This window comes from Arthrobacter dokdonellae (assembly GCF_003268655.1).
Classification (GTDB): Bacteria; Actinomycetota; Actinomycetes; order Actinomycetales; family Micrococcaceae; genus Specibacter; species Specibacter dokdonellae.
In genome coordinates this window covers 2,597,637-2,608,765 of sequence record NZ_CP029642.1, presented here as the reverse complement: position 1 = coordinate 2,608,765, position 11,129 = coordinate 2,597,637, and the positions used below count along the sequence as shown (strand labels likewise).

Genomic DNA, 11,129 nt, shown 5'->3' with positions numbered 1-11,129 from the left:
CGCTCCCACTGCCCGCACGTCCCCAGCGGGCCCCCCGCGGTTGTGGGTCCCGGCCGCCATGTCATCCCGCGGGCCGGCGTTTTGCAGTTGCGACCGCGAGACGGAAAACTAGGAGGCATGCGCATATACCCCACCTTCTTTAGGCTCTGCTTCTCATGGATCGACGCCGAAAGGGCGCACAAAATTGGTTTCACCCTCATCAAAGCCGCCCACCGCGCGGGCGCCGGAGCCGTGCTGCGGCGCATGTTGGCCCCCGCACCTTCGCTGCAGACCACCGCATTCGGCCTGTCGTTCCCCACGCCCTTCGGCCTGGCCGCCGGATTCGACAAGGAAGGGAAGGGCATCAACGCCCTGGCCAACCTGGGGTTCGGCCACATCGAGGTCGGCACCATCACGGGCCGGCCGCAGCCCGGCAACCCGCAGCCGCGCCTGTTCCGCCTCGTCGAGGACAGGGCCGTCATCAACCGCATGGGCTTCAATAACGACGGCGCCGCCGCCGTTGCGCCGCGCCTCACCCAGGCGCGGGCGGAGCTGGGCAACACGTATGACGCAGCCCGCCCCGTCGTGGGTGTGAACATCGGCAAGACCAAGGCGGTGGAGCTGGACGACGCCCTGGAGGACTACCTCCTTAGCGCCCGCACCCTGGCCCCGTCGGCCGATTACCTGGTGGTCAACGTCAGCTCGCCCAACACCCCCGGGCTGCGCCTGCTGCAAAATGTGGAAACGCTGCGCCCCCTGCTGGCCGGGGTGCGGGAGGCCGCCGATTCCGCTGCGGGCAGGCATGTGCCGCTGCTGGTGAAAATCGCACCAGACCTCTCCGACGAGGACATTGCCGACGTCGCCCAACTGGCACTCGACCTGGAGCTCGACGGCATCATCGCCACCAACACCACGATCAGTCGTGACGGCCTGGCCAGCCCGGCCCCGCTCGTGGAGGAGAAGGGTGCCGGTGGGCTGTCCGGGGCGCCGCTGAAAACCCGCTCCCTGGCCGTCCTGCGCCAGCTAAAGGCAGCAGTGGGGGACAGGGTGGTCCTGGTTTCCGTGGGCGGTGTGGAAACGGGTGTCGAAGTGCAGGAACGGCTCGACGCCGGCGCCACCCTCGTCCAGGGGTATACCGCGTTCCTCTACGAAGGTCCGTTCTGGGCGGCCCGGATCAACAAGGAGCTGGCCAGGCTGCGGAAGTAGCTGGCGGCCATTTGCGTGGTGTCCCGCCCGAAAATCCCGGGAGCTCCCTATGCGGGGCGCGACGCCGGGCTGGTGGTCTTGGCGGGGTCGTTTTCGATGCTCGGTGCCAGGGCGTCGTCGATGGCTGACATGAGCTCCGGCGGAATCTTCACGCCGGAGGCCTTGACGTTCTCGGCCACCTGATCCGGGCGGGACGCTCCGACCAGTGCGGTGGCGACGTTGTCGTTTTGCAGCACCCAGGAGATGGCCAGCTGAGCCATCGACAGGTCCAGCTGCTCCGCGATGGGGCGCAGCTTCTGCACGTTTTCGAGGATGGAGTCATCCAGGTACCGGCTGATCGTGGACTTGCCGCCGTGCTCGTCGGTGGCCCGGGAGCCTGCCGGAGCGGGCCGGCCGGGCAGGTATTTGCCGGAGAGCATGCCCTGGGCCATCGGCGACCAGACCACTTGGGACATGCCCAGCTCCCTGGCCGCGGGGATGACCTCGGGCTCGATCACGCGCCACAGGGCGTTGTACTGGGGCTGGTTGGACACCAGCGAGAAGCCGGCCTGGCGGGCCAGCGCCTGACCGCGCCGCATCTGGTCCGCGGTCCATTCGCTGACGCCGATGTACAGGGCCTTGCCGGACCGGACCACGTCGGCAAAGGCGGCGATGGTTTCTTCCAGCGGCGTTTCGTGGTCGAAGCGGTGGGCCTGGTACAGGTCCACGTAGTCCATGTTCAGGCGCCGCAGCGAACCGTTGATGCCTTCCATGATGTGCTTGCGGGACAGGCCGGTGTCGTTGGGCCCTTTCGGCCCCACGGGCCAGTACACCTTGGTGAAGATTTCCAGTGACTCGCGGCGCTGCCCGGCCAGCGCGGCGCCCAGCACTTCCTCCGCCTTGCCATTGGCGTATGCGTCCGCCGTGTCAAAGGTGGTGATGCCGGCGTCGAGGGCGGCCTGCACGCATGCGGTGGCGACGTCGTTCTCCACCTGGGATCCGTGGGTCAGCCAGTTGCCATAGGTGATTTCGGTGATTTTCAGGCCTGAGCGGCCGAGGTAGCGGTATTCCATGCCACCAGACTATCGGCCGAGGGGCCCCGCGGGTGGGATCAGCTGGGCCATTCCCCGCGCTTGACCATGGGCTTGGGCAGGCGCAGGCGGCGGAACTGCAGGGAGCGCATGGTGCCATACCAGACGACGCCCGAGTCGACGGAACCGAACTTTCCGACCAGCTGTCGCTTGAGCTTGCGGGACATGAACCAGGCGTCAATGGCCACGCCGGCCACCAGGATCCAGAACAGCATGAAGATGTAGATCTGCGAGTTGTTGGTCGAGGGGATGACCACGGTGAGGATCACGATGGCCAGGGCCGCGAACATGACGTATTCCCCGAGGCTGAAGCGCGCGTCCACAAAGTCGCGGGCGTAGCGTTTCTGCGGGCCCTTGTCGCGGACCGGCAGGAACCGCTCCTCGCCGGTGTCGAGGGCGCGGCGCATGCGGGCCTGCTCCTCGCGGCGGGCGTCCCTGGCCGCCTCCTTGGCGGCCGCGCGGTCGTTGGGCACCAGCGGGCGCTTGCGGGCGGCCTCCTGATCCTTGCGCGAGGGCGTGGGCACGCCCTTGGCCGATTGCGGGTCCCTGAACCTGTCAATCGGCGCGGCGGGGGCAGGCGCGGCCTGCGGGTCGGGGGCTTGATCTTTCTTACGTCCAAACACCCGTAAAGGATACCCCGGAAGCGGCCGGCCCCTTGACGGCGGCCCCTGCCGACGGCGGTAGGCTGGCTGACATGATTGAAGAAACCCTTCCCGCACCCGCATCCGGCCTCGGCGCCGGGGTCCCCATCGACGAGCTGCGTGCCAGCGTCCGGCGCAGATTCACAGACACTGTTGCCGAACTGAAGGAACTCGTTGCGATCCCCGGCATCGCGTGGGACGCCTTTGACGCCGCCCAGCTGGACCGCAGCGCGGAGGCGGTTGCCGCCCTGGTGCGCGGCCTGGGCCTCGAGGACGTGCAGATCCTGCGCGTGAACAAGGACGACGGCGCACCCGGGGGACCCGCCGTCGTCGCCCGCAAGCCGGCGAAGCCGGGCTACCCTACGGTGGTGCTGTACGCCCACCATGACGTCCAGCCTCCCGCGGACCTTTCCTTGTGGGAGACCGAACCCTTCACCGCCGTCGAAAAGGACGGACGCCTGTTTGGCCGCGGCGCTGCGGACGACAAGGCCGGCATCATGGCCCACATCGGTTCCATGCGCGCCGTCGCGGACGTCCTGGGGGACGACTTCGGCCTCGGCGTGACCCTGTTCATCGAGGGCGAAGAGGAGGCAGGCTCGCCGACGTTCCGCACCTTCCTGCAGACGCACCGCGCGCTTCTCGGCGGCGACGTGATCGTGGTGGCCGATTCCTCCAACTGGAAGGTGGGCGTCCCGGCACTGACCACCAGCCTGCGCGGCCTGGTGGACGGCACCGTGGAGGTCCGCGTGCTGGACCACGCCGTGCACTCGGGCATGTTTGGCGGCCCCATCCTCGACGCGCCCACGTTGCTGGCGCGCCTCATTGCCACCTTCCACGACGACGCCGGATCGGTCGCCATCGAGGGCCTGGCCTCCAGCGAGCACGCCATCTTGGATTACCCGGAGGCAACCTTCCGTGCGGACGCCGCCGTCCTGGACGGGGTGGTCCTTGCCGGGACGGGCAGCATCACCTCGCGGCTGTGGGACAAGCCGGCACTGTCCATCATCGGCATGGACATTCCCTCGGTGGCGATGAGCTCCAACACCCTGCTGCCGGCTGCCCGGGCCAAGATCAGCCTGCGCCTGGCGCCCGGACAGGACCCCGAAGCCGCCATGGCCGCACTGGATGCGCATGTGCAGCGGCACGCCCCGTTCGGCGCGCACGTCACCTTCACGCCGGGGGAGGCCGGCCAGCCGTTCGCCACGGACACGGACGCGCCCGCCGCCAAAACCGCGCTGTGGGCGCTGGGGGAGTCCTGGGGGGTTCCTGCCGTGGAAAGCGGCATGGGCGGCTCCATACCCTTCATTGCCGACCTCACCGAGGTGTTCCCCGCCGCGCAGATCCTGGTCACCGGCGTCGAAGATCCCGATTCCCGCGCGCACAGTGCGAATGAATCGCTGCACCTGGGCGACTTTGAAAAGGCGGTCACCGCCGAGGCGCTGCTGCTCGCCGCGATGAACGCCGCGACGAACCGGGCTTAGCGGCGCCCTGGGGAAGGCCGGCGGGGGAACACAAACGGGCGTCCTGCTGTTGCCTTAAGTTAGCGCCCCTGCCGGGCCCGACGTAGCATGTATTTGTACCCCACGTAAGGAAAAGCCATGACTGCAAATGTCCACGAAGAAACCACAGCGGCCGTTGATGTGGCCGAGCTGCCCTCCCACGGCGTGCTGATCAGCGATGTCGCCGCGGGCAAGGTCCGCAGCCTCCTTGAGCAGGAAGGCCGCACCGACCTCCGGCTGCGCGTCGCCGTGCAGCCCGGTGGGTGCTCGGGACTGATCTACCAGCTCTACTTTGACGAGCGGCTCCTCGACGGGGACGCCGTCCGCGGGTTCGACGGCGTCGAGGTCGTCATCGACAAGATGAGCGTGCCCTACCTGGACGGTGCCAGCATTGACTTTGAGGACACCATCTCAAAGCAGGGCTTCACCATCGACAACCCGAACGCCGGAGGCTCCTGTGCCTGCGGCGACTCGTTCCACTAAAGAGAGCTTTATAGCCGATGCAGGGCCCGACGGCGGATTTTCACTTTTCGACGACGACGCACGGTGGGTTTGGTGCGCATTTTGCGCGCCATGGCGGTAAGCTCTACATCGAGTAGTAAAACCCGTTTCGTACCGCAGGCCCCAAGCCTGCCCGGTGCGCAGTAACAAGAGGAAGGGCCGTCTGTGAGTTCGCAGGACCGAACCGGCAGCCGACGCGCAAAAGTCATCCCCATAACGGGGCTGGCGATTGCCGGAGCGTTAGCTTTGTCAGGATGTACGGCAGAGAATAGAAATGGCTGGTTGCCGTCGACGCGTGAGACCACCAACCACACGGCAGGGATCATCGACCTGTGGGTGAATACCTGGATCACGGTCTTGATCATCGGCCTGATCACGTGGGGCCTGATCATCTGGTGCATCATCGCCTACCGCCGCCGCAGGGGGGCCACGGGGTTCCCCCGGCAGACCAGCTACAACCTCCCCTTGGAGGTTTTTTATGTGCTGGTGCCGTTGTTCATGGTGCTGGTGTTCTTCCACTTCACCGATGTTCAGCAACAATCCATCAACGCACGCGTGGATCATCCGGATTTGGTAGTCGACGTCCGGGCAAAGCAGTGGGCTTGGGACTTCAGCTACCTCCAAGGCAGTAACGTCTCCGAGAGTGTCTATGACGTTGGCGTCCAGGCACCCCTTGACGGGACTGCGATCGATAAATCAAAGTTCCCCACCTTGTACCTGCCGATCAACAAGAGTGTTGAACTGCAGCTCAACTCCCGCGACGTCATCCACTCATTCTGGGTGCCGGCTTTCCTGGACAAAAAAGACGTTCTGCCGGGTGTCACCAACTACATGACGCTGACACCCACTGCCCTTGGCGAGTACGACGGTAAGTGCGCGGAACTGTGCGGTGAATACCACTCTGAGATGCTCTTCAACGTCAAGGTAGTCACGCAAGCGGAATTTGAGACCCACATGGCAGCACTGAAGGCCAAGGGCCAAATCGGCGACCTGGGCAGCAAGTACGACCGCAATCCGAATCTGAATCAGAAGTAGGGGGAGAGGAAAGTGTCTACACTCGAGTACTCGGCAACCGAAGTAAATTCGGTAGCACCTAGGGTGGTCCCCGTATCCAAGGGCCGCATCGTGGTCAACTGGATCACGTCCACCGACCACAAGACGATCGGATACATGTACCTGATCGCCTCATTCATCTTCTTTTGCCTTGGTGGCGTTATGGCGCTCATCATCCGCGCGGAGCTGTTTGAGCCGGGGATGCAGATCCTGCAGACCAAGGATCAGTACAACCAGCTGTTCACCATGCATGGAACCATCATGCTGCTCATGTTCGCCACGCCGCTGTTTGCCGGCTTCGCGAACGTGATCATGCCTCTGCAAATTGGTGCACCCGACGTCGCCTTCCCGCGACTGAACGCTCTGGCGTTCTGGTTCTTCCTATTCGGTAGCACCATTGCCGTCTCCGGCTTCATCACCCCCCAGGGTGCTGCAGCGTTTGGTTGGTTTGCTTACGCACCTCTCTCCAACACCACCTTCAGTCCAGGTATCGGTGGGGACTTGTGGGTGTTTGGTCTAGCGTTGTCAGGTTTCGGAACCATTCTCGGTTCGGTCAACTTCATCACCACCATCATTACCCTCCGCGCCCCCGGTATGACGATGTGGCGGATGCCCATCTTCACGTGGAACACGCTCATTACGGCCATTCTGGTCCTGATGGCCTTCCCGCCGCTGGCCGCCGCGCTGTTTGCCCTCGGAGCGGACCGCCGATTCGGTGCGCATATCTTTGACCCGGAAAACGGCGGTGCCATGCTATGGCAGCACCTGTTCTGGTTCTTCGGCCACCCGGAGGTCTATATCATCGCTTTGCCGTTCTTCGGCATAGTTTCTGAGATCTTCCCCGTGTTTAGCCGAAAACCTGTGTTCGGCTACAAGGGCCTGGTCTTTGCCACCATTTCCATCGCAGCTTTGTCGGTCACTGTGTGGGCTCACCACATGTACGTGACCGGACAAGTTATGCTGCCGTTCTTCTCCTTCATGACGATGCTGATCGCGGTACCTACCGGCGTGAAGTTCTTCAACTGGATCGGAACCATGTGGCGTGGTTCGTTGACCTTTGAAACGCCCATGCTGTGGAGTTTGGGCTTCATTGTGACGTTCCTCTTCGGTGGCCTGACGGGGATCATCTTGGCATCGCCGCCCTTGGACTTCCATGTCTCTGATACCTACTTCGTGGTGGCCCACTTCCACTACGTAGTGTTCGGCACGGTGGTGTTCGCCATGTTTGCCGGCTTTTACTTCTGGTGGCCCAAGTTTACGGGAAAGATGCTCAATGAGCGTCTCGGGAAAATCCACTTCTGGATGCTGTTCCTCGGCTTCCACGGCACGTTCTTGATTCAGCACTGGCTTGGTGTACTTGGTATGCCCCGCCGCTACGCCGATTACCTGCCGCAGGATGGCTTCACGTGGATGAACCAGTTCTCCACGATTTCCTCGTTCGTCCTTGGCGCTTCCATGATCCCGTGGTTCTGGAACGTCTACATCACCTGGCGCAGCGGCAAGAAGGTCGAAGTTGACGATCCCTGGGGCTTTGGCGCCTCGCTGGAGTGGGCCACATCCTGCCCGCCTCCGCGCCACAACTTCACCTCACTGCCGCGCATCCGTTCCGAGCGTCCGGCATTGGACCTGCATCATCCGGAACTGGCTCCGCACTATCAACCGGTACCCGTGGCCGCTTCATCGAAGGGGGGAACCAAGTGAAGGTGGAATCCTGGTTTTTCATTCTCTTGGGCCTGTTCTTCATCCCGGTTGGAATCGTGTATGGATTCATGGTGGGATGGCATGAACATGTGGGCTACCTTGCCCTGTTCCTCGTCGCCGGCCTGTGCCTCCTGATCGGCACGTACCTGTACTACACCGGCAAGCGGGTTGGCCCCCGGCCGGAGGACCGCGGTGATGCGGAAATCCACGAAGGCTCCGGCGAACAGGGGCATTTCAGCCCCTGGAGCTGGTGGCCCCTGGTGCTGGGCCTCTCGGGCGCTATCAGCTTCCTGGGCGTTGCCGTGGGTTGGTGGATCTTGTTCCTTGGTGCGGGCCTCGCCGCCATTGCGTTGATCGGCTGGGTGTACGAATACAGTCGCGGAGACCACGCGCACTAGGCATGGGCTCCAGGCTTGCGCCTTGGAACGCGTCAGGGGCCCGTCCCCCACTTCACAGTGGGGGACGGGCCCCTGACGCGTTAACTAACCCGGGGGCCGGATGCTCCCCGTGTCAGGAAGGGTCTGTCAGGTCCGTGCCCAGGAGTGCCGCCAGGCGGTCGACTGCTGACTGGACCAGCTCTTCATCCAGGCCGCCCGCGCGAACGGAGATCTCCACTTCGGTGCCGCAGAGGAAGTCCGCCGTCATCACTTCCAGGAGCGACCGCCCGTCGACGGGGGCCAGGCCTTCCTTCGCCAGCAGGATGGGGAGCCCCGTTTGGTTGACGGCGCGGACAAAGACCGCGGCTGGCCGGGCGTGGAGGCCCACGGCGGCCGCCACGGTCGCTTTCCGGGTGTACATTGCTGTCTCCTTGGAGGTAGTTGCTTTTACGTATTGAGAGTAGTCGTGTTTTAGGCTGGATCAGGACAGCAAAGGAGTTCAGTGGGTTATTTAGTGCCTCCGGCAAGCGACGTCCCGGGACACCTGGAACGGGCATCCGGCGTCTCGGTGCACATCCAGCTCCGGGAACTGTTCCGCGCATACGTCACCGGACAGGCCAAGGCCGGCAGCCAGCTTCCCTCCGAGCGGGACCTGGCCGCACACTTTCGTGTGGCGCGGATGACCGTCCGGCAGGCCATCGAGGCCCTGGTGGATGAGGAACTGCTTGACCGGGTGGTGGGCGTGGGCACGTTTGTTTCGCACCAGAAGCTCGATGTCCAGGTCAAGCTGACCTCGTACTCCGAGGAGATGCAGCGCCGCGGCATGCGCCCGGCGGCCCGGACACTCTCCTTTGAACAGATCCCCGCCACGGCCCGCCTGGCGCGCGAGCTGCAAATGGAGGAGGGCCAGGCGGTCATCCGGTTTCGGAGGCTGCTGTTGGCCGACGAGGAACCCATGAGCGTCGATGAAAACTTCATTCCGGCCTGGCGCGTCCCCGGCATCCTTGACCAGGGCCCGCCGACCTCGCTCTACAACCTCTTGAGCGAACGCTATGGCCTGGCCATCGAGTGGGGGGAGGACATCGTGGAGGCCAACGCTGCCACCCCGTCCATTGCCCGGCTCCTGAAGGTCGACGTCGGCGCCCCGGTCCTGCGCATGGAGCGCCACGCGTTTGTCTCCCGCTCCTCGGTGGACTACTCCATCTCCTTTTACCGGGCCGACCGCTACAAGCTGCGTGTGCCCCTGCAGCGCCCCGGGGTCCGCACCCGCCGCAGCTACTAGCCCGCGGGGCCGCCCGGGCGCCTGACGGCGTTCTGCGCCTCCAGGGCCCGGTTCGTGGCTGCGGCCGGCAGCGACTAACGCAGCAGAGGGCGGTTCCCCTGGGGGAACCGCCCTCTGCTCTCAATCAGTGAATCTGCTGGCGCCTAGTACCGGGAGACCGGCCTTCTCTCTTCGCCGGCTTCAATGGCCTCGTGGTGTCCGTGGCCCGCCGCCAGTTCGGCTGGAGTGGCCGGGGCAACTCGGTCCTCGAAGAAGAAGCGGCTCAGTGCGGCACGGCGCTTCTCGCTCTTGGTGACGATGCCGTTTTCGTTCGGAATGCCGTCCTCGGCGACCGGGGACTCGTAGCCCACCAGCTTGTACCGTTTGTAGTCGTCAACCTGGGCATGCATTTCCTGGAACTCGCCATGCGGCAGGCGCACGATGCGCCCTGTTTCGCGGCCGTGAAGGGCGATCTCGCGGTCCTTGCGCTGCAGCGCCAGGGAGACCCGCTTTGAAACGATGAAGCCCAGGATCGGGCCGACAAAGAACAGCGCGCGCAGCCAGTACGTGACGTCGTTGAGCGAGACCTGGAAGTGGGTCGCGATCAAGTCGGAGCTGGCGGCAGCCCACATGACGCAGTAGAAGATAAAGCCTGCGACGCCGATCGCCGTGCGGGTCGGTGCGTTGCGGGGACGGTCCAGCACATGGTGTTCGCGGTCGTCACGGGTGACCCAGCGCTCGATCCACGGGTACGTGAACAGCAGGGTGAACACGAGTCCGGCAGGCACCAGGGCCGGAAGCAGCACGTTCAGGCTCAGCGTGTTGACACCCCAGGGGAACGGGATGTGCCATTCCATGGGGATGTTGAACAGCCAGCCCGGCATGAGGCGCAGGGCGCCGTCCACCCAGCCGATGTACCAGTCAGGCTGGGTGCCTGCGGAGATGGGGGAGGGGTCGTACGGTCCGTAATTCCAGATCGGGTTGATGGTAAAGAACGCCGAGACCAGTGCCACGATGCCGAAGATGATGAAGAAGAAGCCGCCGGCCTTGGCTGCATAGACCGGGCCGAGGGGGTAGCCCACCACATTGCGGTCGCTGCGGCCCGGGCCGGGGTACTGGGTGTGCTTGTGCACCACAACCATGAACAGGTGGACAGCCACCAGGAGCAGGATGATGGCCGGAATCAACATGATGTGGAACATGTAGAGGCGGCTGATGATGGCCGTGCCCGGGAACTCCCCGCCAAACAGGAAGAAGGAGATGTAGGTCCCCACCACGGGGATGGCCATGACCACTCCGTCGATGATGCGCAGGCCGTTGCCGGAGAGCAGGTCATCGGGGAGCGAGTAGCCGGTGAAGCCGGCAGCCATGGACATGATGAGCAGGACGCCGCCCACCACCCAGTTCAGTTCGCGGGGCTTGCGGAACGCGCCCGTGAAGAAAACGCGCAGCATGTGCACGGAGACGGCAGCGACAAACAGCAGTGCGGACCAGTGGTGGACCTGGCGCATGAAGAGGCCGCCGCGGATGTCAAAGGAGATGTTCAGCGTGGAGTCGTACGCCACGGACATTTGCATGCCCTTGAGCGGTATATAGCTGCCGTTGTACGTCGTCTCCGCCATGGACGGATCAAAGAACAGGGTCAGGAAGGTGCCCGAGAGCAGCAGGATGACAAAGGTGTACAGGGCCACTTCACCGAACATGAAGGACCAGTGGTCGGGGAAGACCTTCCGGCCAAATTCGCGCAGGATGCCGGACCCGCCAACCCGTTGGTCAACAAAGTCGGTGATCCGGCCGGTTGACGTCTTCGGCGTATAAGGTGCTTGCGTTGAAGAACTCAT

At 64.2% G+C, this 11,129-nt stretch carries 11 protein-coding genes; 7 read left to right on the top strand and 4 right to left on the bottom strand.

Going from position 1 to position 11,129, the window contains the following annotated elements; genetic code table 11:
- The first annotated feature begins 117 nt into the window (after nt 1-117).
- Nucleotides 118-1,185: a quinone-dependent dihydroorotate dehydrogenase gene (locus DMB86_RS11655; RefSeq protein ID WP_113717958.1), complete on the top strand. Its 1,068-nt coding sequence runs from the start codon at nt 118-120 to the stop codon at nt 1,183-1,185.
- Nucleotides 1,186-1,232: 47 nt separating this feature from the next.
- Here the strand turns inward: DMB86_RS11655 and DMB86_RS11650 are convergent, their stop codons facing one another.
- Entirely contained in the window at nt 1,233-2,237 is a 1,005-nt protein-coding gene (locus DMB86_RS11650; RefSeq protein ID WP_113717957.1) for an aldo/keto reductase family protein, read from the bottom strand.
- A 38-nt stretch (nt 2,238-2,275) separates the two neighbouring features.
- Nucleotides 2,276-2,878 (bottom strand): DUF3043 domain-containing protein, encoded by a 603-nt coding sequence (locus DMB86_RS11645; protein ID WP_227878336.1) that lies wholly within the window; start codon nt 2,876-2,878, stop codon nt 2,276-2,278.
- 71 nt (nt 2,879-2,949) lie between these two features.
- Between DMB86_RS11645 and DMB86_RS11640 the strand changes: the two genes are divergently transcribed.
- The 5 genes from DMB86_RS11640 (at nt 2,950) to DMB86_RS11620 (ending at nt 8,048) form a co-directional block, all read left to right on the top strand.
- Nucleotides 2,950-4,377 carry a dipeptidase gene (locus DMB86_RS11640; RefSeq protein WP_113719523.1) on the top strand — a complete coding sequence of 476 codons (1,428 nt, stop codon included), beginning with the start codon at nt 2,950-2,952 and terminating at the stop codon, nt 4,375-4,377.
- A gap of 117 nt (nt 4,378-4,494) precedes the next feature.
- Nucleotides 4,495-4,878: a HesB/IscA family protein gene (locus tag DMB86_RS11635; protein WP_113717956.1), complete on the top strand. Its 384-nt coding sequence runs from the start codon at nt 4,495-4,497 to the stop codon at nt 4,876-4,878.
- Nucleotides 4,879-5,061: 183 nt separating this feature from the next.
- Complete coding sequence (gene ctaC, locus DMB86_RS11630; protein WP_113717955.1) at nt 5,062-5,931, top strand: aa3-type cytochrome oxidase subunit II; 870 nt, start codon at nt 5,062-5,064, stop codon at nt 5,929-5,931.
- Nucleotides 5,932-5,943: 12 nt separating this feature from the next.
- Nucleotides 5,944-7,650 carry an aa3-type cytochrome oxidase subunit I gene (ctaD, locus tag DMB86_RS11625; protein ID WP_113717954.1) on the top strand — a complete coding sequence of 569 codons (1,707 nt, stop codon included), beginning with the start codon at nt 5,944-5,946 and terminating at the stop codon, nt 7,648-7,650.
- Nucleotides 7,647-8,048: a cytochrome c oxidase subunit 4 gene (locus DMB86_RS11620; RefSeq protein WP_113717953.1), complete on the top strand. Its 402-nt coding sequence runs from the start codon at nt 7,647-7,649 to the stop codon at nt 8,046-8,048. The genes ctaD and DMB86_RS11620 overlap by 4 nt, the downstream gene beginning before the upstream one ends.
- Nucleotides 8,049-8,160: 112 nt before the next feature.
- On the opposite strand, the gene DMB86_RS11615 is transcribed toward DMB86_RS11620, so the two are convergent.
- The gene (locus tag DMB86_RS11615; protein WP_113717952.1) at nt 8,161-8,448 is read right to left on the bottom strand and encodes an HPr family phosphocarrier protein; all 288 of its coding nucleotides are present in this window, start codon (nt 8,446-8,448) and stop codon (nt 8,161-8,163) included.
- A gap of 93 nt (nt 8,449-8,541) precedes the next feature.
- On the opposite strand from DMB86_RS11615, the gene DMB86_RS11610 reads away from it, so the two are divergent.
- On the top strand, nt 8,542-9,309 hold the full coding sequence (locus DMB86_RS11610) for a GntR family transcriptional regulator (RefSeq protein WP_113717951.1): 768 nt from the start codon (nt 8,542-8,544) through the stop codon (nt 9,307-9,309).
- Nucleotides 9,310-9,452: 143 nt separating this feature from the next.
- Here DMB86_RS11610 and qcrB read toward each other — a convergent pair whose 3' ends face one another.
- Complete coding sequence (gene qcrB, locus DMB86_RS11605) at nt 9,453-11,129, bottom strand: cytochrome bc1 complex cytochrome b subunit (RefSeq protein ID WP_113717950.1); 1,677 nt, start codon at nt 11,127-11,129, stop codon at nt 9,453-9,455.